The organism is Glycomyces luteolus, from assembly GCF_027622875.1.
Taxonomy (GTDB): Bacteria; Actinomycetota; Actinomycetes; order Mycobacteriales; family Micromonosporaceae; genus Glycomyces; species Glycomyces luteolus.
Window position 1 is genome coordinate 337,999 of the sequence record NZ_JAPZVP010000002.1, and the last position, 25,834, is coordinate 363,832.

At 70.2% G+C, this 25,834-nt stretch carries 24 protein-coding genes; 15 read left to right on the forward strand and 9 right to left on the reverse strand.

Features of this window, described 5'->3' with window-relative positions; genetic code table 11:
- Window positions 1-296 precede the first annotated feature (296 nt).
- The 5 genes from O1R50_RS03550 (at window position 297) to O1R50_RS03570 (ending at window position 5,698) form a co-directional block, all read left to right on the forward strand.
- On the forward strand, window positions 297-785 hold the full coding sequence (locus O1R50_RS03550) for a hypothetical protein (RefSeq protein WP_270108487.1): 489 nt from the start codon (window positions 297-299) through the stop codon (window positions 783-785).
- A 213-nt stretch (window positions 786-998) separates the two neighbouring features.
- Window positions 999-1,802 (forward strand): glutamate racemase, encoded by an 804-nt coding sequence (gene murI / locus O1R50_RS03555; RefSeq protein WP_270108488.1) that lies wholly within the window; start codon window positions 999-1,001, stop codon window positions 1,800-1,802.
- Window positions 1,803-1,808: 6 nt separating this feature from the next.
- A complete protein-coding gene (locus O1R50_RS03560; RefSeq protein ID WP_270108489.1) occupies window positions 1,809-2,567 on the forward strand; it encodes an MBL fold metallo-hydrolase in 759 nt (252 codons plus the stop codon).
- A 67-nt stretch (window positions 2,568-2,634) separates the two neighbouring features.
- Window positions 2,635-4,416 carry a hypothetical protein gene (locus tag O1R50_RS03565; RefSeq protein WP_270108490.1) on the forward strand — a complete coding sequence of 594 codons (1,782 nt, stop codon included), beginning with the start codon at window positions 2,635-2,637 and terminating at the stop codon, window positions 4,414-4,416.
- Between the two features lie 40 nt (window positions 4,417-4,456).
- On the forward strand, window positions 4,457-5,698 hold the full coding sequence (locus O1R50_RS03570; protein ID WP_270108491.1) for a deoxyguanosinetriphosphate triphosphohydrolase: 1,242 nt from the start codon (window positions 4,457-4,459) through the stop codon (window positions 5,696-5,698).
- 2 nt (window positions 5,699-5,700) lie between these two features.
- Here O1R50_RS03570 and trmB read toward each other — a convergent pair whose 3' ends face one another.
- Window positions 5,701-6,390, reverse strand: a complete 690-nt coding sequence (trmB, locus tag O1R50_RS03575; protein WP_270108492.1) for a tRNA (guanosine(46)-N7)-methyltransferase TrmB — start codon at window positions 6,388-6,390, stop codon at window positions 5,701-5,703.
- A 56-nt stretch (window positions 6,391-6,446) separates the two neighbouring features.
- Window positions 6,447-7,259 (reverse strand): hypothetical protein, encoded by an 813-nt coding sequence (locus O1R50_RS03580; RefSeq protein WP_270108493.1) that lies wholly within the window; start codon window positions 7,257-7,259, stop codon window positions 6,447-6,449.
- A 379-nt stretch (window positions 7,260-7,638) separates the two neighbouring features.
- Between O1R50_RS03580 and O1R50_RS03585 the strand changes: the two genes are divergently transcribed.
- Together O1R50_RS03585 and O1R50_RS03590 are read left to right on the forward strand one after the other, a co-directional pair.
- Entirely contained in the window at window positions 7,639-10,209 is a 2,571-nt protein-coding gene (locus O1R50_RS03585) for a sigma-70 family RNA polymerase sigma factor (RefSeq protein WP_270108494.1), read from the forward strand.
- Window positions 10,210-10,268: 59 nt separating this feature from the next.
- On the forward strand, window positions 10,269-10,793 hold the full coding sequence (locus O1R50_RS03590) for a GtrA family protein (RefSeq protein WP_270108495.1): 525 nt from the start codon (window positions 10,269-10,271) through the stop codon (window positions 10,791-10,793).
- Between the two features lie 49 nt (window positions 10,794-10,842).
- Here the strand turns inward: O1R50_RS03590 and O1R50_RS03595 are convergent, their stop codons facing one another.
- From O1R50_RS03595 to O1R50_RS03605, 3 genes are all read right to left on the reverse strand, one after another.
- Window positions 10,843-11,367 carry a PH domain-containing protein gene (locus tag O1R50_RS03595; RefSeq protein WP_270108496.1) on the reverse strand — a complete coding sequence of 175 codons (525 nt, stop codon included), beginning with the start codon at window positions 11,365-11,367 and terminating at the stop codon, window positions 10,843-10,845.
- 193 nt (window positions 11,368-11,560) lie between these two features.
- Window positions 11,561-12,562, reverse strand: coding sequence for a hypothetical protein (locus O1R50_RS03600; RefSeq protein WP_270108497.1), 1,002 nt, complete (start codon window positions 12,560-12,562; stop codon window positions 11,561-11,563).
- Window positions 12,563-12,625: 63 nt separating this feature from the next.
- Window positions 12,626-13,423: a biotin--[acetyl-CoA-carboxylase] ligase gene (locus O1R50_RS03605; RefSeq protein WP_270108498.1), complete on the reverse strand. Its 798-nt coding sequence runs from the start codon at window positions 13,421-13,423 to the stop codon at window positions 12,626-12,628.
- Window positions 13,424-13,456: 33 nt separating this feature from the next.
- Here O1R50_RS03605 and O1R50_RS03610 point away from each other — a divergent pair, with 33 nt between their 5' ends.
- The 4 genes from O1R50_RS03610 (at window position 13,457) to O1R50_RS03625 (ending at window position 17,133) form a co-directional block, all read left to right on the forward strand.
- Window positions 13,457-15,040 carry an acyl-CoA carboxylase subunit beta gene (locus O1R50_RS03610; protein ID WP_408612593.1) on the forward strand — a complete coding sequence of 528 codons (1,584 nt, stop codon included), beginning with the start codon at window positions 13,457-13,459 and terminating at the stop codon, window positions 15,038-15,040.
- 267 nt (window positions 15,041-15,307) lie between these two features.
- Window positions 15,308-16,321, forward strand: coding sequence for an NYN domain-containing protein (locus tag O1R50_RS03615; protein ID WP_205327790.1), 1,014 nt, complete (start codon window positions 15,308-15,310; stop codon window positions 16,319-16,321).
- 6 nt (window positions 16,322-16,327) lie between these two features.
- Complete coding sequence (locus tag O1R50_RS03620) at window positions 16,328-16,543, forward strand: acyl-CoA carboxylase subunit epsilon (protein ID WP_270108500.1); 216 nt, start codon at window positions 16,328-16,330, stop codon at window positions 16,541-16,543.
- Entirely contained in the window at window positions 16,540-17,133 is a 594-nt protein-coding gene (locus O1R50_RS03625; protein ID WP_270108501.1) for a Maf family protein, read from the forward strand. Before O1R50_RS03620 ends, O1R50_RS03625 begins: the two co-directional genes overlap by 4 nt.
- 7 nt (window positions 17,134-17,140) lie before the next feature.
- Here O1R50_RS03625 and O1R50_RS03630 read toward each other — a convergent pair whose 3' ends face one another.
- Window positions 17,141-17,683: a thioredoxin family protein gene (locus O1R50_RS03630; RefSeq protein WP_270108502.1), complete on the reverse strand. Its 543-nt coding sequence runs from the start codon at window positions 17,681-17,683 to the stop codon at window positions 17,141-17,143.
- Between the two features lie 151 nt (window positions 17,684-17,834).
- Between O1R50_RS03630 and O1R50_RS03635 the strand changes: the two genes are divergently transcribed.
- A complete protein-coding gene (locus O1R50_RS03635) occupies window positions 17,835-18,692 on the forward strand; it encodes a sulfotransferase domain-containing protein (protein ID WP_270108503.1) in 858 nt (285 codons plus the stop codon).
- 240 nt (window positions 18,693-18,932) lie between these two features.
- Here O1R50_RS03635 and O1R50_RS03640 read toward each other — a convergent pair whose 3' ends face one another.
- Window positions 18,933-19,664, reverse strand: coding sequence for a MerR family transcriptional regulator (locus O1R50_RS03640; RefSeq protein WP_270108504.1), 732 nt, complete (start codon window positions 19,662-19,664; stop codon window positions 18,933-18,935).
- A 94-nt stretch (window positions 19,665-19,758) separates the two neighbouring features.
- Here O1R50_RS03640 and O1R50_RS03645 point away from each other — a divergent pair, with 94 nt between their 5' ends.
- The 3 genes from O1R50_RS03645 to O1R50_RS03655 all read left to right on the forward strand — a co-directional run bounded on the left by O1R50_RS03645 (window position 19,759) and on the right by O1R50_RS03655 (window position 23,146).
- Entirely contained in the window at window positions 19,759-20,463 is a 705-nt protein-coding gene (locus O1R50_RS03645; protein WP_270108505.1) for a DUF2306 domain-containing protein, read from the forward strand.
- Window positions 20,464-20,485: 22 nt separating this feature from the next.
- Window positions 20,486-20,911, forward strand: coding sequence for a GNAT family N-acetyltransferase (locus O1R50_RS03650; RefSeq protein WP_270108506.1), 426 nt, complete (start codon window positions 20,486-20,488; stop codon window positions 20,909-20,911).
- A 93-nt stretch (window positions 20,912-21,004) separates the two neighbouring features.
- The gene (locus tag O1R50_RS03655; RefSeq protein WP_270108507.1) at window positions 21,005-23,146 is read left to right on the forward strand and encodes a HelD family protein; all 2,142 of its coding nucleotides are present in this window, start codon (window positions 21,005-21,007) and stop codon (window positions 23,144-23,146) included.
- 1,274 nt (window positions 23,147-24,420) lie between these two features.
- Here the strand turns inward: O1R50_RS03655 and O1R50_RS03660 are convergent.
- Together O1R50_RS03660 and O1R50_RS03665 are read right to left on the reverse strand one after the other, a co-directional pair.
- Window positions 24,421-25,062, reverse strand: coding sequence for a hypothetical protein (locus O1R50_RS03660; protein ID WP_270108508.1), 642 nt, complete (start codon window positions 25,060-25,062; stop codon window positions 24,421-24,423).
- Complete coding sequence (locus O1R50_RS03665) at window positions 25,059-25,745, reverse strand: lysoplasmalogenase family protein (protein WP_270108509.1); 687 nt, start codon at window positions 25,743-25,745, stop codon at window positions 25,059-25,061. The genes O1R50_RS03660 and O1R50_RS03665 overlap by 4 nt, the downstream gene beginning before the upstream one ends.
- Window positions 25,746-25,834 lie beyond the last annotated feature (89 nt).

Below are 25,834 nucleotides of genomic sequence, written 5' to 3' on the forward strand. Positions count from 1 at the left end.
CGCGCCGGCGGGGGCCCCCGGGGCCCCCCCCCCCCCCCCCCCCCCCCGGCGCGCCCCGCGGCCCCGCGCCCCCCGGCCGCTTTGTTCGCGCTGGTCCCGCCCCCGGGGCCGGGTGTGTCGGCGGTGACGACCCCCAGGTGCAAGGAGGCCGTGCGGGTCCGACGTTTCAGCGTGCCCGGTCCGACGTTTCGCGCGGGGTCGGCCGCGCCGGCGTCGTCGTTCCGCGCGCAGCGGTGTGGACCGCACTGTCGCGGTGCGATCCTGAGGCGTCCTCAGTGGCTTGCTAGCCTGGCCGCATGAGTCCCGCCGGCAAGCTCAACCTGCGTTCCGTCTCGATCCGCAAGTCGAAGTCGAGCGGTGTGCCCCGGCAAAGCACGGTCCCGGACGGCGCGGCCGCGGACAACGTCTGGGCGAGCAGCCCAGCGCCGCAAGCGGATTCGTCCGCGCTCGGCAGCATCCAGGGCGGCATCGCGTCCGCCAAGGACGCCGGCCCGCTCCGGCCCGAGAAGCCCGCGGTCCGGCTGCGGCGGCTCGCCGGGGTCGCCTCCTGGGCGCTCGTGCTCGTGCTCGCAGGCGTCGCGACCGCGATCGTCGGCCTGTTCCGCGTCTTCGGCGACAGCCCCGCCTGGTTCACGCCCGCGTTCATCACCTGCGGTGTGATCGGCATGCTGCTCGCGATGATGGCCTTCGCCTCGCTCCGGTTCCGCGGCGTGCCTTGGATGTTCATGGCCGCCTCCACGATCACGCTGCTCGCCGCGTTCGTGATGCTCCGGGTCGCCGCCTAGCGCTACAAGGGGAGCGGGCGCGCTCAGGCGCGGCGGCGCGCGGACCTCCCAGCCAGGGCGGGTAGTCGCTGTCCCCGCCCACCGTCCCTCCCGGGTCCGACGGGAACGCGGCTCCGCCACCGTTCGTGTGGCGAGCGCCACCCTGTCATTTTGGCGACATTCCCGTGGCGAGCAGGGGCGCGCCAGGCCCGATTGGACGTACGCTCGGAGCCCATGAACGACGCGCCCATCGGGATCTTCGACTCCGGTGTCGGAGGCCTGACCGTCGCCCGATCGATCAGCGAACTGCTGCCCGCCGAGCGACTCGTCTACGTCGGCGACACCGCCCACGTCCCGTACGGCCCGAGGCCCATCGCCGAGGTCCGCAAGCTTTCACTCGACGTCTGCGACCACCTGGTCGAACAGGAGGTCAAGGCGCTCGTGATCGCCTGCAACTCCGCTTCGGCGGCGAGCCTGGCCGACATCCGCGACCGCTACGACATTCCCGTCGTCGAGGTCATCCGGCCCGCCGTCCGCCGCGCCGTCGCCACGACGCGCACCGGCCGGGTCGGGGTCATCGGGACGGTCTCCACGATCTCCTCGGGCGCGTACCTGGACGCCTTCAACGCCGTCCCGGACGTCAAGGCGACCGCGGTCGCCTGCCCGGCGTTCGTGGATTTCGTGGAACGCGGTGTGACAACCGGCCGACAGCTCCTGGGCCTCGCCCAGGGGTACCTTGAGCCGCTACAGCAGTCCGACGTCGACACAGTCGTACTGGGCTGCACCCACTATCCGCTGCTGTCGGGACTCATAGGACTGGTGATGGGAGAGGACGTGACACTGGTGAACTCCGCGAGCGAGAGCGCGCGCGAACTCTACCGCGTGCTCACCGACCACGACCTCTTGGCCGCCCGCACCGAACCCGGCGAGCACCGGTTCTTCGCGACCGGCGACCCGGAGGCCTTCACCAGGACCGCGCGGCGGTTCCTGGGCAACCTGTTCCCGAACGCGGCGGCGGCCGTACTGGACAAGGTGTGATCTGCCATGAAACTGACGGTTATCGGCTGCGCCGGATCCTTCCCGGCACCCGACACCCCCTGCTCGGCCTACCTGGTCGAAGCGGGCGGCTACCGGCTGCTCATCGACTTCGGGACCGGTTCGCTCGGTGAACTGCAGAAGCACCTCGACCCGCACCTCATCGACGCGGTCATCGTCACCCACCTGCACGCCGACCACTTCTTCGACGCCTGCGCGTACGCCGTGATGCGCCGCTACGCCTCCGACGCGCCGAAGCACCCGCTGCCGCTCTACGGCCCCACCGGCGTCGCCGACCGCATCGTCGCCGCCTACGGCGGGCAGGGCGAGCTCTGCAGCCCTTCCATGCGCGACGTCTACGACTTCCGCGAGCTCCGTTCCGGCACGTTCGACCTCGGCCCGCTCACCGTCACCGTCGACCGCGTCGCGCACCCCGTCGAGACCTTCGGGCTCCGCGTCGAGCACGCGGGCTCCTCGCTCGCGTACACCTCCGACTCCGGGCCCTGCCAGGCGCTCGAGGCGCTCGCCACCCATTGCGACGTGCTCCTCGCCGAAGCCTCCTACCTGGAGGGCCGCGAGAACCCGAAGGACGTGCACCTCACCGGTAAAGAGGCCGGGGAGTACGCCACGAAGTCCGGGGCCGCCCGCCTGCTCCTCACCCACCTCGTCGAGCCCTGGAACTCCAAGGACCAGACCCTCGCCGAGGCCCGCGCCGCCTACACCGGGCCCGTCGAGGTCGTCCGCCCCGGCCAGGTCTACGAGTTCTGACCCGACCGCCTCCCTTTTGGCACGTTCCCGGGATACGACTGTTGCGCTGCGGCCGTAGCGTCGAAGGATGTCGAGCGATGCCAGCCCCCAGCCGTACCCCGGCGACCCCAACCAGCCGCCTCCGGGCGCGTACGGGCCGCCGCCGGGCGCCTACCAGCCGCCGGGCGCCCACCAGCCCCAGCCCTATGTGGAGGCCCCGCAGCCGCCGCCCGGGGCCTACCTCCCGCCCGGCGCGTACACGCCGGTCCCGCTGGGGCCCAGCAAGAACGGGCGCGGGCGCGGCCCCAAGATCGCCGTCGCCGCGATCCTCTCCGTCGTGCTCCTCGCGGCCGTCGGCGCGGTCGTCCTCTTCAAGTTCGTCCTGAACCAGGGCCCGGACCCCGCCGAGAGCTTCCCCGCCACCGCGAGCATGTACGTCGAGCTCAACCTCGACCCCTCGTTCGACCAGACCCCGAAGCTCCTGGAGCACCTCCAGAAGTTCGAGGACCTCGAGGACTACGACGACACGAACGAGCTCATCAACGGCTTCGTCGAAGAGTCCGGCATCGAAGGCGTCGACGCCGACGAGGACATCAACTCCTGGCTCGGCCGCCGCCACGGCCTCGCCACCTGGGAGCACGACGGCCAGACCTACGCGGTCCTGAGCCTCGCCAGCACCGACGCGGGCGCCGCCGAAGACGGCATGGCCCAGATCCGCACCGCCGCAGGCGTCGAAGCGGACCAGTTCTCCTACACCGTCGAAGACGACCACGTCCTCGTCGTCCTCGGCGAGACCGGCGCCGACGACGCCCTCGACGCCGCCGAGTCCGAGGCCGCCGACCAGCCCCTCGCCACCTCCGACGCCTACAGCGAGGCCCGCGCGTGGCTCGACGAGGACCAGCTCCTCGTCCACTGGATCGACATGGAGGCCATGGGCGACCTCGCCGAGTTGACCACCGGCACCGAGAGCGAGGCTGTCAAGGACCTCTACTCCGGGCACGTCATCTACGGCCTCTCGGCGTTCGACCAGGGCTTCCAGCTCACCTACCGGATGTTCGGCGACGCCGACCACCTCTGGACCGGCACCGACGGCCTCCTCGACTCCATGGGCGAGCAGCCCGCCTCCGACCTCGCCGTCACCGCCTATGTCCCCGAGAACATCGACGAGATCACCCAGGGCTGGCTCGGCTTCTTCGAGGAGTTCTACGGCGTCGACGCGACCGAGGAGACCGCGACCGAAGCGCCGCTCACCGACGCCGAGTACACCGAGTACATGGAGCTCGACACCCAGTACTGGGAAGGCACCCTCGCCGCCGAAGACGAAGCGCGCTACTGGGAGCTCGACGCCCGCTACTGGGCCGCCGGCACCGAGGACGACCCGTACGTCGAGGAGACCTACGGGCCCGACCTCGGCGAGATCGAATCCGTCCTCGGCGACTTCACCAGCCTGCTCGCCGGAGCCACCCTCAGCGGCGGCGCGAACTTCGACGGCGACGACGAGATCGACCCTGACTCGCTCTACTTCGCAGCGCACCTCGCCGAGGAGCGCGCGCAGGAACTCGAGGAGCTCATCACCAGCGTGAGCGAAGGCGAGCCCCTCCCCGAAGGCGTCGAAGTGGACGGATCCGAGCTCAGCTACACCGGCTCGGCCATCGCCGACGGCACCCTCGCCGAGGACGACCGCTTCAGCGACTTCGCCGCCCAGGCCCCCGGCCAGTGCGCCGTCGTCGCCTGGGTCGACCTGGCCCGCGCCGCCGAGGAGCACCCCGACGAATTCGACGGCCTCGAACCGCTCTCGGCCTTCGCCTGGGCCCACGGCGCCCAGGACGGCGACGGGACCGGGGTCATGCGCCTCTACCTGAAGGATTAACACCTGATAGGACGGGATCGGCCGCGCTACGCTCGATGGCGTGACCGATCCCGTTCTCCGTACCCTCCAGGCCCGCTGGCCCGCCGAGGAGCGCCTCGTCGCGGAGCCCGACTCGGTCCGCACCCCGTTCCAGCGCGACCGCGCCCGAATCCTCCACTCCGCCGGGTTCCGGCGGCTCGCCGACAAGACCCAGGTCCACACCGCCGGGACCGACGACTTCCTGCGCACCCGCCTCACCCACTCCCTCGAGGTCGCGCAGATCTCCCGCGAGATGGGCTCCGCGCTCGGCTGCGACCCCGACGTCGTCGACGTCGCCGGCCTCGCTCACGACCTCGGCCACCCGCCCTTCGGGCACAACGGCGAAGACGCCCTCCACGAGGTCGCCGGGCCCTGCGGCGGCTTCGAGGGCAACGCCCAGACCCTCCGAGTCCTCGCCCGCCTCGAGGCGAAAGTGGTCGACGCCCACGGCGGCTCCGTCGGCCTCAACCTCACCCGCGCCTCCCTCGACGCGACCTGCAAATACCCTTGGACCGCACGCGAAGGCGTCCGCAAGTTCGGGGTGTACGACGACGACCGGCACGTCTTCGAATGGCTTCGCGGCGGCGCGCCCGAAGGCGTCCAATGTCTTGAGGCCCAGGTGATGGACTGGTCCGACGACGTGGCGTACTCCGTGCACGACGTGGAGGACGGCCTCCACGGCGGCTACATCAACCTCGCGAAGCTCATGCGAGACGGCGATGAGCAGGCCCGGGTCTGCGAGGCCGTGGCGGGCCGCTACTCCGATGCATCCTCCGCCGCCCTCGGCGAAGCGCTCCGCGAGCTCCTGGCCGATCCCGTCCTGGGCGCCATCCACGACTACGACGGCTCGTTCGGAGCGATGGTCGCGGTCAAGAACTTCACGTCAACCATGGTGGGCCGCTTCGTGAACGCTGCCGCGAACGCGACCAGGGCGCAGTTCGGCCACGGCAGGTTCCACCGCTACGACGCCGACCTGGTGGTCCCCGAACGCGAACGCGTCCAATGCGCCCTGCTCAAAGGCATCGCCTGGTGCTACGTGATGCGGCCCCGAAGCGACGAGGCCTGGTACACCCGCCAGCGCGAGATCCTCCAAGACCTGGTCGCCCTCCTCTGCGACCGCGGCGCCGACGCCATGGAGCCCATGTTCGCCGAACTCTGGCGCCGCGCCGCTGACGACGCCGCGCGACTCAGAATCGCGATCGACCAGGTCGCCTCCCTGACCGACGCCTCAGCGGAAGCCTGGCACCGCCGCCTCACGGCCTGACCTCAGCGCTTGCGGAAGAGCAGGTCGAAGATCTCGCGGTCGGCCTTCACACCGCGGCGTTCGAATTTGGTGACCGGGCGGTGGTCCGGGCGCGGGGCGTAGCCGTCGGCGGTGTTCTCGAACGATTCGTCCGCGGTGAGGACTTCGAGCATCTGCTCGGCGTAGTCGGCGATGTCCGTGGCGCAGTGGAGGACCCCGCCTGGGCGCAGGAGCCCGGCCATGGTCTTCACGTGCTCGGCCTGGATGATGCGGCGCTTGTGGTGGCGCTTCTTCGGCCACGGGTCGGGGAAGTAGACCCGGATCTCGTCGAGGGACTCCGGCGCGATGCCGTTCCACAGCAGCGGCAGCGCATCGCCCTGGTAGATGCGCAGGTTGGTGAGGTTCAGGGCTTCGGCGCGGTCCATGAGGTCGGCGATGCCCTGCGGGTAGACCTCGACGGCGAGGAGGTCGCGGTCGCGGTCGGCGTCGCCCATGGCGGCGGCGGCCTCGCCGTTGCCGGAGCCGATCTCGAGGATCACGGGGGCGGTGCGGCCGAAGAGCTTGGCGAAGTCGATCCGGCCCTCGTCGGGCTCCCAGTCCAGTCCGTAACGGGGCCACAGGCGCGCGAAGGCCTCGTCGTGGCGGGGCTTGTTGCGTCCTTGACGGAAGTTGAACGTCAGGATGTGGCGGTGCTGCGGTTCCTCATCAGGCATAACCGGGCAAGTCTAGCCGCAGGTCGAGTGTGCGCTGCTTCATGAGGGGCGCGGCTTCAGCGCTCCAGCTTCGCCGGCGCCTCGTAGGAGCGGCCGCGCACGCCCGCGGGTCCGTCGGGGCGGCGCGGGTCGGGACGCGGCGGCGGGGTCGCTTCGTCGCCGAGGGAGCCGTTCTCGAACAGGAACGATTCTCGGGACTCGGGGTCGTCGTCGTCGCCGTCGGGCTGCTCGGGGACGTAGGTGGGCGGGCCGACCTCGTCGTGCTCGGGCTCGGCGGTGATCATCGCCTTGGGCCTGCGGCCCGCGTTGCGCAGCCGCTTCGCGCGTTCGCGCAGGAAGTAGACGTAGCCGCCGAGGGCGAGGGTGGAGAGGCCCGCGCCGATCCAGAAGCCGGGGCCGGCGATGGCGACGCCGGCGAGTTCGAGCACCGTGAGTGCGATGAGCACGTAGAGGATGCGGCGGTGCCGCCGCCGCCACCATTCGGCGCGCATCTGCCGGAGCCTGGCCTGCTCGTGCATCTCGGGGTCCTCGCCGGTGTACGACTCGTCGGTCTTCAACCGTACCGAGTCGCCTCGGCGCGTGCCGCGCCGCTCCCACCCGCGTGAGTTCGATTGCGCGGGAAGGTCTTGGCCGTCGAGGAGTTCATCGAGGGAGTGGTCGGGTCGGCCTTCGTTTGCGAGACCGAGGTCGGCGGTGTCGTGCGAGGCGGGGCGGGTGGGTCGGTGGCCTTCGCGGTCGAGGACGCGTGCGTCGGAGGAGGCCCGGTCGGCGATCATGCGCTCGTCGGGGTCGTAGCGGCGCACCAGTGCCGGGGTCAGGGCCAGCAGGGCTGTGGCGGCGAGGAGTGCCAGTAGGACCGATGCGGGCATCGTTCACCTCCCTTGCGTCGATGTCGGCCGGGAACGCGTTAGCAAACTGTACGCAATGGCCTGCCGTATTTCCGACCGTTACCCGGAACCAGGGCGGCAAGTCCCAATACGATTACGCCTGGTCACAATCACATCACAATTCGCGGCCATGCCGGGTTTTTGCCCTAAACTCACTCCAATGTCCAGTTCGCCTATAGCTTGCCCGAACGGCTGAACGGGCGCAACTTGAGACGTATTCGATCGTTAGGCCAAGGAAGGCTCGTCTAGGGAGACAACGAGTATTCCTACCCGCGAACGAGACCTCCCGCCCGCGAGCGAACACCCGAGCCCCCCTCGATCGTACGAGCTCGGCGCAACTTGGAAGGAGCACCGGCGAACGATGCCCGAGACCGTCCCCGCCGGCGATTCCCGCCAGCCCGACCCGGACCCCGGCGACAGCCCCGAGACCCGCTCCGACCCCGAACTCATCGCCGCCACCCGCAGCGGCGACACCACGGCCTACGCCGTGCTCTACGAGCGCCACGTGCACGCCGCGCGCCGCCTCGCCCGCGTCCTCTCCCGCGACCCCGCCGGCGCCGACGACCTCGTCTCCGAGGCCTTCGCGAAGCTCCTCCACACCTTCCGCGAAGGCGGCGGCCCCGACCTCGCCTTCCGCCCCTACATGCTCCAGACCCTGCGCAACAACTTCTACGACCGGGTGCGCCGCGACAAGAAGGTCGAGTTCACCGACGACCTCACCGAGCACGACGCCGGCGAGACCTACGCCGACCCCGCCGTCGAGGGCCAGGAGCGCCGCTACGCCGCCCTCGCCTTCGGGAAGCTCCCCGAGCGCTGGCGGATGGTGCTGTGGCACACCGAGGTCGAGGAGGACTCCCCGGCCAGGATCGCCACCATGCTCGGCATGACCCCGAACGGGGTCTCCGCGCTCGCCTACCGCGCGCGGGAGAAGCTGCGGCAGAACTACCTGAGCGAGCACGCGGCCGACGCGCCGCGCGAGGAGTGCCGCTGGACGGTGGACCGGATCGGCGCGCGCGTGCGCGGCAAGCTCGGCGAGCGCAATGCGTCGAAAGTAGACGAACACCTGGACTCGTGCGTCACCTGCAACCTGCTGTTCGCCGAGCTCACCGAGCTGAACTCGGGCCTGCGCGGCGTGATCGCCGTGATCTTCCTGGGCGGGGCGGCTTCGCCGTACCTCGCGGCGGGCGCGGTCTCGGCCGCGGGGATCGCGTTCGGCGGGGTGCTCGCGTACCTGTTCGCGCCGTTGAAGGCGTTCGCGAACCGGATCCGCCGGATCCTGCAGCGGCTCGGCGCCAAGGGCACCGTCGCCACCGGCACCGCGGCGGCGGTCGCCGCCGCGGTCGCGGTCTTCGCGCTCACCGGCGACGAGGAGGAGCCGCGGCCGGAGGCGGCGCCTGCGGTGGAGCAGCCCGCCGACCCGGCCGAGGGGCCCGATGCGACCGGGCCGCAGCCGCCCGACCCGGAACCCGAGCCCGAACCGGACCCGGACGACCCGGCCCCGGACCCGGAGCCGGAACCCGACGACGACCCCGAAGCACCCGCGGCCGCGCCCGCCGCCTACGCGATCGAGCACGGTCTCGGTTCGAGCGGCCTGGTAGCCGGTGGCGAGGCGATCCTCCCGATCCGCCTCGAAACCCCGGAGGGCGGCTCGGGCTACGCGCCGCTGACCGAGCGGGCCGATGCGCATGGGGGACAAGCGGACCCGGCCGAGGAGTCCGCCGACCGCCGCGGAGTCGGCTCCGCGGCACCCGTGGAGCGAGGCGGAGGCGAACGCGACGTCGAGCGGCGCGGCTGGGGGCAGGCCGCCTCCGAGCGCGTCGCGCTCGACATCGTGATGCCCGAGGGCATCACGCTGGCCTCCGAGACCGCCGAGCCCGGCTGGGCCTGCGCTGCGGACGGCGCGGTCGTCCACTGCGAGACCGCGACGATGCCCGACTCGGCGGAAGCCGACGTGCGCATCATGATCGGCGAGGACGTGAGCGGCTACCAGACCTTCGAGGTCGCCGTGGAGGGCCCGGGCATCGGCGGCGCCACGCTGCTGCGGGTGCCGATCGCGCCCGCCGGGAGCGAGGTCGGGTTCGCGAGCCTCGACGCCACGGGTGTCACCGCCGCCGGGAACATCTGGCTGACCTGCAAGGTGCCCGGCTGCCGCGAGGCCGTGCGCATCGGGGGCGGCGACCACTGGCCGATGAAGGCCTACAAGCCGGAGAGCGCGCCCGCAGGGCGCGAAGGCGAGGCCGTCTCGGGGGCTGTGCTCGACGTGCCGGGCGGCGCCGAGATCCATTGGGCGGGCCTGTACTGGGCCGGGGTCGGCGACGACCTGCCCGCGGAGGTCTCGCTCGCGGGGCCGGGAGGCTCCTGGACCGACCTCAGCGCTGCGGCCATGCGCGACATGGAACCTGGCCAGCAGGCGTTCGTCGAGGTCACGGACCTGGTGTCGGGCGGCGGCGAGTACTGGGTCGCCGCGGACAACCACCAGCTGCCGACCTCCGAGTGCGACCACTGGCCGATCGGTCGCGGCGCGGACTGCGTCGAGCAGCGCTGGGCGGGCTGGTCGCTGACCGTGGTGTACGCCGAGCCGGGCGCGGAGGCCGAGGAGGTCGCGGTCTACGACGGCCCGCGCTCGTCGGACACCGAGATCGAGGTCGAGGACGGCGGCGAGGTCCGGATCGCGGCCACACTGTGGGGCGGATCGGGGTACCGCAGCGGCGACGACTTGAACGCGGGAGGGCAGGGGCTCGGCGAGCCGGCCTCGTGCCGCGCGCACGGGGCGGTGGAGAACCCGGACTGGTACTCGTTCGGCGTCGACGTGAACGTGTACCGGGTGGCGACGGGCGAGGACGCGGTGATCCGCTTCGAGCGCGGCGACGACCCGTTCATCGTGGGCGTGGTGGCGGTGGCGGCCCCGGCCGGCGACGAGAGCACGGTGTAACGGCGCAGGGATACTCGCGCGGTATCGCTCCCGCGCCGCTCCGGGTAGGCTGAGCCTTGATGTCGACCTCCATTGAGACCCCGCCGCAGCCTGCGGCCCCTCGCGGCCTCGCGGGGCTGTTCGCGCGCGCCATCGGCCTGGTGAAGCGCCACGCCGCCGAGCTCACCCGCTTCGCCGGCGTCGGCGGCGTCGCCTACGTCATCGACATCGGGCTGTTCAACCTGATGTTCATCGGACTCGACTGGTCCTACTGGTACGCCAAGATCATCTCGGCGGTCATCGCGATGACCGTGGCGTTCTTCGGGAACCGCCACTGGACCTGGCGCGAGCGCCGCGGCAGCGCCGCCGCCCACCGCCAGTACGCCCTCTACTTCTTCTTCAACGGCATCGGCCTGCTCATCTCGCTCGCCTGCCTGTGGGCCAACTCCGGCCTCGCCCGGGTCTGGCCGCAGTACTTCGACACCGACCTCGCGGTGAACATCGCCGCCAACTTCGTCGGCGTCGGCCTCGCCTCGGTCTTCCGGTTCTTCGCCTACCGCACCTGGGTCTTCCGGCACCGGCCCGAACTCGCCTCCGCCAAGTGACGAACAAGGCCCGCGCCGAACCGGCACGGGCCTTGCTCACGCCTGTCGATCAGGTGCCGTCACCGGCGCCGGCGCGACGCGAACGGTCGTCCTCGGCGAGCTGGTAGAGCAGCGCCTTCGTCTTGTCGACCTTCGGGACGTCGATCAGGTTGATCTCGCCGTCGTCCGAGGCCGAATCGATGTTCATGTCGCCGAAGCCGAAGATCCGCTCCCAGACGTTCTGGGTGTAGGACACGGTGTTGACGCGCGCCAGCGGGATGTGGCGGCTCTCGCGGGTCACGAGGCCTTCGCGCCACATGATGCGCTGGTCGGTGATCACGTAGTGGGTCGAACGCCACCGGATCCACGGCAGCACCGACAGCCAGATGAGCAAGGCGATGAAGAGGACGACCTCAGCGAGGATCAGCCACAGGGCCCAGCTCTCCTCGATCTTGGCGGTGAAGGTGATGGCGATGGCGCCGATCGCCAGGAACACCACGAACCACAGGACGGGGCCGACACCCTCCTTCCAGTGCGGACGGGTGTGCAGCTTGACCACTTCACCGCGGGCGAGCTGATCGTCGGGATATCCCACTGCGGACCTCCAGGAGTGAGAACGGGCGGGGGCAGGAATCATTCACGGCTGACGGGCGCGCCGAGGCTGCCAATCTACGGTTCGCGAGTTTCGCCGTGGGTACCGATGTCAAAAGCACAGTACAACACCTTGGCATCGCGGTTCGTCCCACGATTCCGGCGACACCGCTGAACCGGAGGAGGGGTCGCTTCCGCTAAGGCACCCAGCCGTTCTTCGCCGCATGCCAGCCCAGCTGGATGCGAGTGTCCACGTCGGCCAGATCCATCAGGTCCCGCACCCGCCGCTGCACGGTGCGCAGCCCGATGCCGAGCTTCGAGGCGATCGACTGGTCGGTGAGCCCGGCGATCAAGAGCCCCAGCAGGACCGCGTCGTCCTCGTCGAGCCGCTCCGCGCTGCTCGAAGCCGTCGTCGCCGGGATGCCGGTGGACCACAACTGGTCGAACAGGGCGCCTGCGAGCTCCACGATGGACCGATTACCGGTCACGATCGCCTTCGGGCGGCCGCCGCGCTCCTCCATGAGCGCCGTCCTGTCGTCAACGACCAGGAGCTTGAGCGGCAGCCGCTTCGCGAACCGCACCTCGTCGCCCGAGGCCAGCGCGTAGCGCAGGTAGTCGGCGTACGGGTCGATGTCGAGCACTGAGCGGTCGAAGAGGATGCGGTGGCGGATCCCGCGGTCCTGGAGTTCCTGGTGGAGCGCGGCTTCGGGCACGGGCAGGACCATGGGCGGGCGCACGAACGTGCGGAGGCTGCGTTCGGCTCCGGCCTTGAGCTGGCGCAGGCGGGAGCGGATGGCGACGGGGCCGGCGACGACCTCCCAGCCGCCCTGCTCGGCGCCGCCCGAGCCGGGCCGGGCGCGGTGGATCTCGAGGAGTTCACGCAAGGCCTCGTATTCGTCGAGGACCTCGCCGAGCTGTGAGGCGATGCGTCCGCCGAGGACGGTGTCGGGTCCGACGGCGCGGAAGCGGGTGTCGGCGACCATGGTGGCGAAGCCGTCGTCGACGAGGCGCATGAGGACGGCCCGGGCGCGGTCGGCTCCGAGTCCGGCATCGGCCGCGAGCTGCGACACCGAGGCGTCCGTTTTGGACAGCAGGAGCCGGTAGAGTCCTTCGGCCTCGGGGTCGAGTCCGGTCGGTCCCGGAGGCTGGCGGGCCCACCGGGTCGCGGGATCGTCGCCGCTGTGCGCCTGGTCGGCCAATCCGCCACTCCTTCGTTGCTCTGCGCCGCCCGGGTTCCGGGTGCCCGGTCCCCTCGGTCCCGCTCAGTCCTGCGGTCGCAGGTGGACGATGTCGCCGGCGGCGACGGTCTCCACGGTGCCGTCGGCGGCGGCGACCTGCAGGCAGCCGTCGTTGTCGATGCCGATAGCGCGGCCGGTGAGGTTGCGGCCGTTGGGGAACGAAACCGACACGTGGCGTCCGAGGGTCGCCGAATTCCGCTGCCAGCGTTCGATCACCGAGGCCGGGCCGCGTTCGTTCCAGGTCTGGTAGACGGCCGCGACGTGCGCGAGGAAGCCCGAGGCGATCTCGGCGCGATCGAGCGTCGAGGCCCCGGCGATCGCCAGCGAGGTGGCCTCGGGGATCGGGAGCTCCGCTTCGGTGAGGGAGACGTTGAGTCCGACGCCGACGATGACGGCGTTGCCCTCGACCTGGGCGAGGATGCCGCAGACCTTCTTGTCGGCGATGAGGACGTCGTTGGGCCACTTGAGCTTCGCGTTGACCCCGCACACTGCCTTGAGCGCTTCCTCCAGGGCGACTGCGGTGAGGAGGCTGAGGGTGCCCCACTGCTCGCGCGGGAGGGTGGGGCGCAGGAGGAACGACATGGTGAGTCCGGCGCGGGCCGGGCTGACCCAGTGCCGGTCGAGGCGGCCGCGGCCGTGCTCCTGCTCCTCGGCGATGAGGACCTTGCCTTCGGGTGCGCCGTGCTTGGCGGCGTTCGCCAGGTCCGCGTTCGTAGAACCGGTGACTTGCACCACATCGAGCTCGGTCCAGAAGTCGGACTTCTCCGACAACAGCGTCCAGAGCTCGTGGCGGTCCAGTGGCTTTCTCGTCGGTGTGCTCACGCACATAGCGTAGCCACAGGACGGGCCGATACGATCCGAGTCGTGACCGACATCGACTTCCACACGACCGCCGGGCGGCTCACCGACCTGGCCGAGCGCCTCTCAGAAGCGGCCACCGGGAACCCCCGGGCGATCGAGAAGCAGCACGAGAAGGGCAAGCGCACCGCCCGCGAGCGCCTTGAGCAGCTGCTCGACGAGGGGTCGTTCGTCGAACTGGACTCCCTGCGAAAGCACCACTCGACCAGTTTCGGGATGGAGGCCAACCGGCCCTACGGCGACGGCGTCGTCACCGGCTACGGCACCATCGAGGGCCGCGAGGTCTGCGTGTTCGCGCAGGACTTCACCGTCCTCGGCGGCTCGCTCGGGCAGGTCTCGGGCGAGAAGATCACCAAGATCCAGGACCTGGCGCTGCGCACCGGCCGCCCGATCATCGGCATCTCCGACTCCGGCGGCGCCCGCATCCAGGAGGGCGTGGCCTCCCTCGGCGGCTACTCCGAGATCTTCTTCCGCAACGTGCGCGCCTCGGGCGTCATCCCGCAGATCTCGCTCATCATGGGCCCGTGCGCGGGCGGCGCGGTCTACTCCCCGGCGATCACCGACTTCACGGTGATGGTCGACCAGACCAGCCACATGTTCATCACCGGCCCCGACGTGGTCCGCGCCGTGACCGGCGAGGACGTCGGCATGGAGGAGCTCGGCGGCGCCCGCACCCACAACGCGGTCGCGGGCAACGCCCACTACCTGGCCTCGGACGAGACCGACGCGCTCGAATACGTCAAGCACCTCTTGTCGTACCTGCCGTCGAACAACCTCGACGAGCCGCCCGCCTACGAGTCCAAGGACGTCGAGCTCGACCTGACCGCCACGGACCTCGAACTCGACACCGTCATCCCCGACTCGGCGAACCAGCCGTACGACATGCACAAGGTGCTCGAATCGGTGCTCGACGACGGCGAGTTCCTGGAGACCCAGGCGCTGTTCGCGAAGAACATCATCACCGGCTTCGGCCGCCTCGACGGCCGGCCCGTCGGCGTCGTCGCCAACCAGCCCATGCACTTCGCGGGCTGCCTCGACATCGACGCCTCCGAGAAGGCCGCGCGGTTCATCCGCTTCTGCGACGCCTTCAACATCGCGATCATCTCCTTCGTGGACGTCCCGGGCTTCCTCCCGGGCACCTCGCAGGAGCACGACGGCATCATCCGCCGCGGCGCGAAGCTCATCTACGCGTACGCCGAGGCCACCGTCCCCAAGCTCACCGTCGTCACCCGCAAGGACTACGGCGGCGCGTACTGCGTCATGGGCTCCAAGGGCGTCGGCGCCGACCTCAACCTGGCGTGGCCGACCGCGGAGATCGCGGTCATGGGCTCGCAGGGCGCGGTCAACATCCTCTACCGGCGCGAACTCGCGAAGGCCGACGACGAGCAGGCCAAGCGCGCCGAGCTCATGGCCGAGTACGAGGAGAAGCTGAACAACCCGTACGTCGCGGCCGAGCTCGGCTACATCGACGCGGTCATCCAGCCGCGCGAGACCCGCGCGATGCTCGTGCGCGGCCTGCGCATGAACGCCTCGAAGCGCGACGAGCTGCCCGCCAAGAAGCACGGCAACATCCCGCTCTAGGCGGCACCGTTCCAAGCGGCACCGATCCAGGAAGTGCTGCGAGGGCGGCGAGGCCCACCGGCCTCGCCGCCCTTTGCTGTTCCCTCTCACCCGATCCGGTGAGAGCTGCACGCGTCCGCCGCGCCGCCCGCGCCCGCTACCGGGTCAAACCGCGTTGCCACGCGAAGCGACGTGCACCACTCCCATCCCTAGGGTCCGATCCGGGTACCGTCTTATAGAGCTGGGGGAAGCGGGACAATTCGTCCCGCCCGACGTTGGGAGTGGGCCATGACACCTATCGGAGGGATGCTGCCAGGGCTGCCGTCCCGGCGGTACGCCATATTGATCGACGTCGGCTACCTCTACGCGGCGGCGGCGGAGCTCCTGCTCGACGCCACCTCACGCCGCGACTACCGGGTCGACGCCGAGAAGCTGATCAAATCCCTCATCGAACGCGCCGCCCACCACCTCTCCGACGGCGAACTGCTGCGCCTCTACTGGTTCGACGCCGCCCGCGACCGCGTTCCCACCGTGGACCAGCGCGTCATCGCCAACATGGAATTCGTCAAGGTCCGCCTCGGGAACCTCAACTCGCGCGGCCAGCAGAAGGGCGTCGACGCCCAGATCCGCTCCGACCTGGAACTGCTCGCCCGCCACCACGCCGTCCACGAGGCCATCCTCCTCGCCGGCGACGAGGACATGGTCCCCGCCGTCGAAGTCGCCCAGGCCTACGGCGTGCGCGTCCACCTCTGGGGCGTCGAACCGCCGTACGGCACCAACCAGGCCGAGCGCCTCGTCTGGGAATCCGACACGGTGGCCACCATCGAAGCCGAGGACCTGCGGGCCTACTTCACCAAGAGCGGCACCGCCGCGGCCGCCACGTACAGCATGGTCGGGGCGCCGATGACGCAGCCCGAGCCGCGCGTGCCCAGCCCGGCCGCGGTCTTCGGCCAGCGCCAGTCCGTGGCCGTGACCATGAACGCGGCCGAGGCGCTGGCCCAGGCCGAGTCCGCTCGGCCGAAGTTCGTACGCACCACGCAGACCGGCGAGAAGCTCGACCCCGAGACGGTGCGCCAGATCGGGGAGTACGTGGGCCACAAGTGGCTGCTGACCAGGGGCGCGGACAACATAGCTGATCTGCTGCCGGGCCCGCAGCTGCCGACGGTCATCGACAAGGAGCTGCTGGTGGAAGCCGAGAAGGAACTCGGCTACTCTCTACGCGACCACCCGGAAGCGCGGATCTGGGTCCGCGACGGCTTCTGGGAGCGGGTGCACCGCGAATTCGATATCGACGAGGAGTAGTTCTCGATGAGCCTGGAACTCAAGGTCGTCCGTGGCAACCCCACCGATGAAGAGCTCGCCGCGCTGGTCGGGCTGATCACGGCCCTGCCGCGCCCGGTCGAGGAGGAGACCGGCGGCTCCACGGGCCGCCGGGCGGCCTGGTCGAACCCGGGCCTGCAGCTGCGGGTGCGCCGTTCCTGGCGCGACACGGCGGTTCCGGCCCGCAAGGGCATGGACCGTTGAGCAGGCCGTTTGTACTGGCCTCGCAGTCACCTGCGCGGCGCGAGCTGCTGAAGGCGGCCGGCCTCGAACCGCAGGTGATCGTCTCGGGTGTGGACGAGAGCCGCGTGATGGGCCACGACCCGGCCGAGCTGGCGGCGACCCTCGCGGAGATGAAGGCGAACGCCGTCCTCAATCTCGTGGGTCCGGATTCGCTGGTGCTGGGCTGCGATTCGGTACTGCACTTCGGGCACGAGATCCTCGGCAAGCCGGAAGGCCCCGACGAGGCGACCTCGCGGTGGAAGCGGATGCGCGGCCGCTCGGGCACGCTCTACACCGGGCACTGCCTCATCGACGTGGCCGCCGACCGGCAGATCGTGCGCTCAGCGGCGACCGAAGTCCACTTCGCGGAGGTCTCGGACGAGGAGATCGCCGCGTATGTGGCGACAGGCGAGCCCCTGCACGTGGCGGGCTCGTTCACGCTCGACGGCTACGGCTCGGCGTTCATCGACCGCATCGACGGCGACCCCGGAACGGTGATCGGCCTCTCGATGCCGTTGCTGCGCAACATGCTCGGTGAGCTGGAGATCGCGCTGCACAGCCTTTGGCGGTAGGCCCGGCCTAGGGCCGCCACTTGATGCCGCAGCCCGTCGACGGGTAATGCGGCTCGGGCACCGGCTCGCCTCGGCGGACCAGCTCGATCGCGCCCTCCAGGTACTCCCCGGTGACGGGCACGCCGTTGCCGGGGGTCGAACCGTCGAACGCGCCCCGGTAGGCGAGCGCCCGGTCCGGCCCGTACAGGAAGAAATCCGGAGTGCACGCCGCGTTGTAAGCCCGCGCGACCTCCTGCGACTCGTCGACCAGGTACGGGAACGTCCAGTTCGCGCGTGCCACCTGGTCGGCGAGGCCCGCGGGCGCGTCGTCGGGGTAGCGCTCGGCGTCGTTCGGGCAGACCGCCACCACGTCCAGGTCCGCCTGTCCGGCGGCGAAGGACCCGAAGACCTGCTCGATGTGCCGCACGTACGGGCAGTGGTTGCACACGAACGCGACCAGCAGCATCGGCGCGTCGAACCCGGCGAGCGACCGCAGCTCGCCCTCGAGGTCCGGCAGCGAGAAATCAGGGGCGGGCGTGCCCAGCGGCACCATGTTCGAATTGAGGGCCAAAGGAATCGCACTCCAAGCGATAGACGACGTCTCCCCCCCATCGTAGGAACCCGCCCCGCCCCGCACCACCGCGACGCACGCAAAAATCTTTGCGCCCCATCCGCTGCCGCCCTAAACTCTTCCGGTGCTTCCCCACCGATACGTATCAGAAATGGAAGACAGCCACCGCTGGCTCGACTTCCCCCTCCGCGACGGCGACATCATCCTCAGCACCCGCTCCAAACACGGCACGACCTGGACGCAGATGATCTGCGCCCTCCTCGTCTTCCAGACCCCCGACCTCCCCGCGCCGCTCACCGAACTCTCCCCCTGGCTCGACTGGACCATCGCGCCCAAAGCAACCGTGTTCGCGCGGCTCGAAGCGCAGCGCCACCGCCGGTTCATCAAGACGCACACCCCGCTCGACGGCATCCCCGTGCACCCGGCCGCCCGCTACATCGTGGTCGCCCGCCACCCGCTCGACGCCGCCGTCTTGCTCTACCACCAGGGCGACAACATCATCCGCGAACGCGTCGCCGAACTCACCGGCGAGCCCGTCCCCGAAGCCAAACGGGGACCGCGCCCCGAACTCCACGAATGGCTGGTCGCCTGGACCCTCTCCGAGAACGACCCGCGTGAAGCCCCCGACATGCTCCCCGGCGTCATGGCCCACCTCAGCGACGCCTGGAGACGCCGCGCCGAATCCAACCTCCTCCTCGTCCACTACGCCGACCTCGCCGCCGACCTCGAAGGCGAGATGCGCCGCATCGCGGCCTGGCTCGACATCGAAGTGGACGAAACGCGCTGGCCCGAACTCGTCAAGGCCGCGACTTTCGGCGAAATGAAGGCGAAGGCCGACCAGGTGGCCCCGGACCCGGCCGGCCTGTTCCGCAGCCGCGACGCCTTCTTCCGAAGGGGCACTTCAGGCTCGGCCGCCGAACTCCTGACACCGGAGGAATTCGCGGCCTACGAGCGGCGCATCGAGTCGATGGCCCCGAAAGAACTCCTGACCTGGCTCCACCGCCCGTAGCCGGCCGAGCCGGCGTCCGAGCACGGATGAGCGGCGGGGCTCCAGGCCAGGTAGTTGGAGCCCCGCCGCCGGCCGTCTCGACTACCCCACTTCGTCGGACGGCCTCCTGGTGATGGCGGCAAAGTCTCTGGTCGAGCAGGCTTGTTCCTTGCCGCCGCGCCACCGGGGTGCGTGAAATGAGCGTAGAACCGCCCAATCGACTTGCACAGTCGCAAACACGACAAATGCAGACATTGCTATTTACGCATGAATGGCGGCGGGGTCGGGCGTGGACCGCCTGGCAGATTCGTCCCTAGTGAATAATTCCTTCTCGCGTTCGGGCTGCTTCGCCTCGGTCCCTTCGGCATCGCGCTTGAATTCGCGGCCGGATATCTCGACTTGGGCGATGCGCCGCAGGATCTCGAAGAGGGCGTCGCCGAGCACCGTTCCGACGATCATCGTCTCAAGAATTTCGTCGCGCTCCCCGCGCCGCATCAGGAGCCGGATGTCCGCCTCGGCCACCTGTTCGGCCGCGCGCGCGTAGCGGTCCTCCAGTTCGGCCAGCTCGCCGATGCCGAATTGCTCGAGCCGGGCGATGACGTCGGCGAGGGCGCGGATGTAGCCGTGCTCGGGGGGTATCCGGTCCCAGCCGCGCCGCCGCACGATGGCCAGCGCCGTCGCGACGTGGGCCTCGTCCGGGGAGTCGTCGGGCACCCGGTGGCTCGAGAGGGCCCGGCTGGCGACGCCGAGCGCGCTGTCGAGGTCGCGGCTCGGGTCCTCGACCTCGGCGAGGACCTCGCGGACCTTGGCGATCGGCAGGGACCCGGTCTCGACCATGGAGCGCACCAGTCGCAGGCGCCGGACGTGCTCCTCGCCGTAGCTGACCTGGTTGTGGCTGGTGCGTTCGCCGCCGGAGACGAGGCCTTCGCGCACGTAGTACTTGATCGTGGGCACGGGGACCCCGGTCCTGGCGCTGAGCTCACCGATTCGCATGCGTCCTTCTTACCCGAGCCGCGGTTGTGACCCGGTCGATTTAATGATAGTTTCACTATCGATAGTTTCGCTCACGATACAAGGAGCACCCCTCATGAGCGCCACCCTCACCGCCCCGCACCAGGCCGCCTTGAAACGGCGGCGCCGCGGCCGCATCGCCGTCGTCGTGGTCGCCGTCGCCAGCGTCGCGATCGTCCTCAGTGCGGTGCCGCCCTACCTCGCGGGGATGGAACCGCGCGTCGGCATCCGCGAGAACGTGCCGGTCCACCTGCCGATCCTCGTCGCCCACGCCGCCGCCGGGGGCGTCGCGCTCCTGGTGGGGCCCTTCCAGTTCTTCGGCTCGATCCGCCGGAAGCACCCGAAGGTCCACCGGACCCTCGGCCGCCTCTACCTGCTCGGCGGCATCCTCCCGGGCGCGCTCACCGGCATCGTCGTGGCGGTGCTGACCACGGCAGGGCCGATCGCACTCGTCTGCTTCGTCTTCCTCGACGTGTTCTGGCTCTACACCGCCGTGCGCGCCTACCGGGCCGTGCGGGCGCGCGACTTCGCCGCGCACGAGCGGTGGATGCTGCGCAGCATGGCCGCGACCTTCGCCGCCGTGATGCTGCGGGTCTACCTGGGGCTGTTCATCGCCGTGCAACTCCCGCTGCTCGACGGCTTCTACGGCAGCGACTTCGAGGCGCTCTTCAGCGTCGCGTACACGGCCGCGATCGTCGGCTCGATCGTGCTCAACCTGCTGTTCATCGAGATCTACCTGCGCCGCATGGGAAGCGGCCGGATTTCGGCTGGCGCGGCCTGACCGGCGGGCATAGGTTGGGGCGATGAGCGACGAGTACACGATCTCCTCCGACCCCGACCGCCTCGACCGCGAGTGGATCCACAAGGTCATCTCCACCGACACCTACTGGGCCATGGGCCGCACCCGCGAGCGCAGCGACCTGGCCATCGACCACTCGCTCCCGTTCGGGCTCTACGACGCGGACGGCCGCCAGCTCGCGTTCGCGCGGCTCGTCACCGACCACGCGTACTTCGGATGGCTCAGCGACGTCTACGTGGACCGCGAGGCCCGAGGCAGGGGATTGAGCAAGCGGCTCATCGCGCACATCACGGCGGAGGCCGAGCGGATGGGCCTCAAGCGGGTGCTGCTCGCGACCGGCGACGCCCAAGGCCTCTACCGGCAGTTCGGGTTCGACGAGATCGACGACGACTACTCGTGGATGTACCGGGTGTGGCCCGCGCAGCCGTAGAGGTGGGCGAGCACTCCCTAGTCCATGATCGGCGGACGGGTGTCGCCGCGACGCGCTAGGCTGGTGCGTTCCCGAATTCGAGCGAGGAGCGCAGTGTCCCAGGAAACAGGCCCCGCAGACGTCCGGCAGGATCAGGACGTCGACACGACGCACGCCGTCCCCGTCCCCGATCCCGCCAGCACCCCCGAGCAGGAAATCGCGATCGAACAGCACTTCGTCGACCGCGTGTACGCGCGCGTCGACGTGCTCCGCGGTGAAGCCGAAGGCAACCGCGACTCCGGGTACGCCCACCTCGCTGCCACCGTGCCCGGTGCGCGGTACGAACGCGACGTGTTCGTCTACCAGGCCGCCCGCCGCATCGCCGACCTCGACTCCCAGCATGAAGGCCTCGTATTCGGACGCCTCGACTTCGACGACGGCAAGGTCCGCCACGTCGGCCGCCTCGGCGTGCGCGACGAGGAGTACCGCACCCTCCTGGTCGACTGGCGCGCGCCCGCCGCCGCCCCGTTCTACCGCGCCACCGCCGTCGACCGGCAGGAGGTGGCGCGCCGCCGCGTCATCCGCTCCTTCGGCCGCACCGTCGAGGAGATCAGCGACGACCTGCTCAATGAGGACGCCGCCGGCCGCCTCCCCGTGATCGGCGACGGCGCGCTCATGGCCGCATTGGGCCGCAAGCGGACCGGGCGGATGCGCGACATCGTCGCCACGATCCAGGCCGAGCAGGACGCCGCCATCCGCGCGCCCGGCCGCGGCGCCACCATCATCACCGGCGGGCCCGGCACCGGCAAGACCGTCGTCGCTCTCCACCGCGCCGCGTACCTCCTCTACCAGGACCGCAGCCGCTACGAAGCCGCCGGCATCCTCGTCGTCGGCCCTTCGGCCGTGTTCATGAAGTACATCGGGCGGGTCCTCCCCAGCCTCGGCGAGGAGACCGCCGCCCTGTACTCCCTCGGCGAGCTGTACGCCGGGGTCGAAGCGACCCGCCAGGACCGGCCCGAGGTCGCGGCGGTCAAGGGCGGCACCGTGATGCTCCCGATCCTGCGCCGCCTCGTCCGTCAGACCCCGCCCGGCGCGCCCAGCGAACTGCGCATCGTCTACCGCGGCGACGTGTTCAAACTCGACGCCGCCGAACTCGCGGCCGCCCGCGCGCGCGTCTTCGAGAAGGAGCCGCGCCCCAACCTCGCCAAGACCGAGGCCGGGCGCGCCCTCCTGGTCGCCTTGTGGCGCAAGATCAAACCGGTCATCGAAGACGCCGAGCCGGCGAAGTTCTCCCGCGACGTCGGCTCCCGCGGCGAGTTCCTCACCTTCCTCGACCACTGGTGGCCCGACCTCGACCCCGCCGACGTGCTCGGCTGGGGCGGCGACCTCCGCCGCCTCGCCTCCGCCGCCGAAGGGCACCTGAAGAAGGAGGCCATCGAAGGCGTCGCCGCCTCGCTGAGCGAGCCCGACTTCTCGATCCCCGACGTGGCACTCCTCGACGAGCTGCGCATCCTCCTCGGCGTGAAGCCCCAGCCGCGGGGCCGCGACCGCATCCGCTCGTGGGAGGGCATCCAGGAGGTCTCCACGGTCCAGGACCGCTACTACGACCGGCCCGAACGGCAGGCGCGCGACGCGTTCTACGAGGACTACGCGCACGTCATCGTCGACGAGGCCCAGGACCTCTCGCCCATGCAGTGGCGCATGCTCGGCCGCCGCGGCCGCGGCGCCGGATGGACCATCGTCGGCGACGAGGCCCAGTCGAGCTGGCCGCGACCGAGGGAGAGCGCCGACGCCCGCCGCCGCGCCGTCCCGAGCGGGCGCCTCCACGAGTTCCACCTCACCAAGAACTACCGGAACTCCAAAGAGGTCTTCGAGTACGCCGCCGAGTGGGCCAAGCCGCGCCTGCGCAACATCGACCTCCCCGAAGCCGTCCGCGAGACCGGCGTGCGGGTCGCCGAGAAGACCGTGGCCGCCGACGCGCTCCTGCCGGAGGTCGCGGGCTCGGTCGTCCAGGCGCTTGCCGCCGTCGAAGGCACGGTCGGCATCATCGCCCCGTACGACCGCCACGAGGAGCTCGGCGACATCGTCCACGACGGCCGCGTCACCCTTGTGGGCCCCTTGGAGTCGAAGGGCCTCGAATGGGACGCCGTCATCGCCGTCGACCTCGAAGCCGTCGCCCAATCCCACGGTGCCGGTGTCGCCTACGTGGTGCTGACCCGCGCCACGCAGCGCCTTACGCGGATCGATATCGCCTAGGGCGGGTGTTGGAGCTTGAGGATCTGGCTCCTTTAGCTCAAAGCGAGCGGCGACGAAGGGGTGGGTTGAGGGAGGGCCTTTTCCCTTGGGCCGGTGGGGGACCGGGGCGCCGAATGTGAGGGTTTTCCCTGCGTGTGGGTGATGCGGGAGTGGTTGGGGGCGTGGATAATTGAGAGTACGTACAGGGATACGGAATCCGTGTAGGTGAACGATATGGTGGTAAGCAGACTACGACATAAGCCTCTGGCCATATGCCTGCATTGCACGGACGTTGAGATCGGTGTCGGAGCCATGAGGAGCTCCGGCGTCACTCGGCCACGGCCCTTTGCGATGAGCCGTTGAACTGTCCTGGCAGGGACGGGGACACGGCATGCACCCCCCGGACCGGGGCGAGACCCGGGACGGACAGCGGCAGGCGCTTGAACGGTGCCTGCCGGCAGGCCCAGGCCCGATCGGACGATCAGGAGCCAGGGGCCAAGGAAGCAGAGGCCAGCGCCCCCGATATGCAAGTGGGAGTGAGGGTCTGGAGGCCAGTGCCCCGATGTGCAAGAGGGGCAAAGGCTTGGAGGCCGGTGCCCCGAAACGTCTCGGCGGCAGGGGTCTAGCGGCCGGTGCCTGTGAAGGTCAGGGCCGCTGATCGCAGGCTCAGGCGAAAGCCGAAGCCTGAATCGGAAGCCTGGGCCAGGGAGGCCGAGGCACGGGAAGCGCGAGGAGTAGCGGGAAGGAGGCGAGAGGACATGACGACCACGACCGTGCGCACGGCCCGCACCGCAGCCGCGACCGAGGCAATGCCCGCCGCTGACGGCTCCGGCATCGCCTCCCACTTTGTCGCTCCGCAGTCTGGCCCGATTCATCGGGCTTCGAGCCGGACTCGCCCGGTCGCTTCGGCACCGGCTCGAATCCGCCCGGCCCGGCCGGTAGTGGCAACCGGCCCCGCCCGCCCGGCCCGCATCGTCTGCCGGGTGGCGACGACCGGCCCCGCCCCGGCGACGCACCCCCGAGCAGCCATTCACCTCTCCATCGCTGCCCGCCTGAACCGCACGCCAAAGACAACCCGGCCCCGACCGGCGGCCCCAGGCGAACTCCCGTCCCTCCATCGCCGCCCGTTTGAAGTCGGCCCGAAGGTGACCCGGCCCCGGCCAGCCGCCCCAGGCGAACTCCCACCCCGCCATCGCCGCCCGCTTGAACCCAGGGGCGAAACGACCGGCCGGGCCCAACCGCTCCAGAGCAGCCTCCCGCCACTCCCTCGCTGACGCAGCAGCGGATCTACAGTGTCAGGCGGGCTCGGCTGACCCTTGGCCAGTCGAGGATTGAGCCGGGATTCTCCTTCGTGTCCTTCGCAGCGCAGCGGTGAGCATCGTTGCCGCGATGAGGGTCGCCGAGGGGAGCCATACCATGCTGGGGCGATTCACGGCTGATACAGGCTGCCACCGGGAACCACCGGAGCCGAGGAGCAGAAAATCCTTCCAACCAGCGGACGAATAACGTGCCACCAGGTCGCCGGGACGCACTGGATCGCCCGAGACGACTTCGATCGACTGAGGCCACGGTGCGGAGTTCTCGTCAGCGTCTACATAGCGGTAGGCAGACAGCTCGCAGGCACGGGCGATGCCGAACCCGAGCGGAGCGCGTTCGCAGTCGCCGACTTCGATCACTTCGACCGTCTGCGGGTCCCGCGAACCGAAAGGCGCGCCGTAGGCGAGCCGGATCTCGATGGAGAGTCCCACCAGCGCCAACACGGCCAGCAGACAGACGACATCGAGCGCTACATTGCGGGCGGTGATGACGGCCGATCGCTCGGCACCCTTGGATCGATAGGGCTCCGAGGGGATCAGAAAACGGAGCGCCACCATCACAATGGCGACGACGAGGAATGCGAACACAAGGATCGCGGCGATGTTGATCAGCGAGGTCATTCAGGAGCCTTGGCGGGCAGGGCCTTGATGGTGCCGAGGGTCAGGAGCAATTGGGCTGCCGCGTAAGCGGCCATCACCGCTTGGTCCTGGAAGGCGAAGTCGATTCCCGCTACGCCCAGACCCAGGACGAGGTCGGAGGCGACGAAGAGGAGTCCTCCGGCGGCGGCGAGACGGTTGACGCCGACTGCTTCCGCAGCCATCGCGACCAGCAGCAGGCTGTAGACCGCGACCGGCACCGCCAGGTCTCCGAGTCGCGGCCACAGGATGATGTTGGCGCCCAACCAGACCGCCAGATAACAGCCCGGCGCGACGAAGCGGCGACGCAGCGGCAGCCCGCCCAGGCGGACGAAGACCGCGAAGTACGTGATCTGCATGAGGCCGAACAAGCCCATGCCCCACAGGAAAGCGGACGTGCCGTCCACCAGCAGCGCGATATCGGCCGCGCACGCCAAGAGCAGGCCGATGCCGAACAGGCGGGCCGGGCGCATGCCGGGCGGGGTCGAGACGATGAGGTGGCCCAGCAGCAGAAGCGCCAGCGCGGGCTTGCTCGCCCAGCGGAGGGCGTCCGCGCCGAAGGTGATCGCGGAGAGGTCGGCGGCGATGGCGACCGTGAAGGCCCGCAGCCAGAAACGCGCGGGCACACGGACCAAGGCTGAGCGGATCAAGAGGAGGGGAGGGCTCATGGGTGCCGGAGCCTATCAGAAGCCGAGTGGGCCACGTCTCAGTCGTGGGTCGTCGGAAAAACCGCTGGCGATCGGCGGCGTGATCGGCG

Excerpts from the sequence above, each read along its gene's own strand:
- O1R50_RS03615 (WP_205327790.1), top strand. The coding sequence starts at position 15,308 with ATGACACCTATCGGAGGGATGCTGCCAGGGCTGCCGTCCCGGCGGTAC.
- O1R50_RS03660 (WP_270108508.1), bottom strand. The coding sequence starts at position 25,062 with ATGACCTCGCTGATCAACATCGCCGCGATCCTTGTGTTCGCATTCCTC.
- O1R50_RS03665 (WP_270108509.1), bottom strand. The coding sequence starts at position 25,745 with ATGAGCCCTCCCCTCCTCTTGATCCGCTCAGCCTTGGTCCGTGTGCCC.
- O1R50_RS03650 (WP_270108506.1), top strand. The coding sequence starts at position 20,486 with ATGAGCGACGAGTACACGATCTCCTCCGACCCCGACCGCCTCGACCGC.
- O1R50_RS03565 (WP_270108490.1), top strand. The coding sequence starts at position 2,635 with ATGTCGAGCGATGCCAGCCCCCAGCCGTACCCCGGCGACCCCAACCAG.
- O1R50_RS03580 (WP_270108493.1), bottom strand. The coding sequence starts at position 7,259 with ATGCCCGCATCGGTCCTACTGGCACTCCTCGCCGCCACAGCCCTGCTG.
- murI (WP_270108488.1), top strand. The coding sequence starts at position 999 with ATGAACGACGCGCCCATCGGGATCTTCGACTCCGGTGTCGGAGGCCTG.
- O1R50_RS03635 (WP_270108503.1), top strand. The coding sequence starts at position 17,835 with ATGGAAGACAGCCACCGCTGGCTCGACTTCCCCCTCCGCGACGGCGAC.
- O1R50_RS03645 (WP_270108505.1), top strand. The coding sequence starts at position 19,759 with ATGAGCGCCACCCTCACCGCCCCGCACCAGGCCGCCTTGAAACGGCGG.
- O1R50_RS03640 (WP_270108504.1), bottom strand. The coding sequence starts at position 19,664 with ATGCGAATCGGTGAGCTCAGCGCCAGGACCGGGGTCCCCGTGCCCACG.
- O1R50_RS03550 (WP_270108487.1), top strand. The coding sequence starts at position 297 with ATGAGTCCCGCCGGCAAGCTCAACCTGCGTTCCGTCTCGATCCGCAAG.
- O1R50_RS03590 (WP_270108495.1), top strand. The coding sequence starts at position 10,269 with ATGTCGACCTCCATTGAGACCCCGCCGCAGCCTGCGGCCCCTCGCGGC.
- O1R50_RS03620 (WP_270108500.1), top strand. The coding sequence starts at position 16,328 with ATGAGCCTGGAACTCAAGGTCGTCCGTGGCAACCCCACCGATGAAGAG.
- trmB (WP_270108492.1), bottom strand. The coding sequence starts at position 6,390 with ATGCCTGATGAGGAACCGCAGCACCGCCACATCCTGACGTTCAACTTC.
- O1R50_RS03560 (WP_270108489.1), top strand. The coding sequence starts at position 1,809 with ATGAAACTGACGGTTATCGGCTGCGCCGGATCCTTCCCGGCACCCGAC.
- O1R50_RS03585 (WP_270108494.1), top strand. The coding sequence starts at position 7,639 with ATGCCCGAGACCGTCCCCGCCGGCGATTCCCGCCAGCCCGACCCGGAC.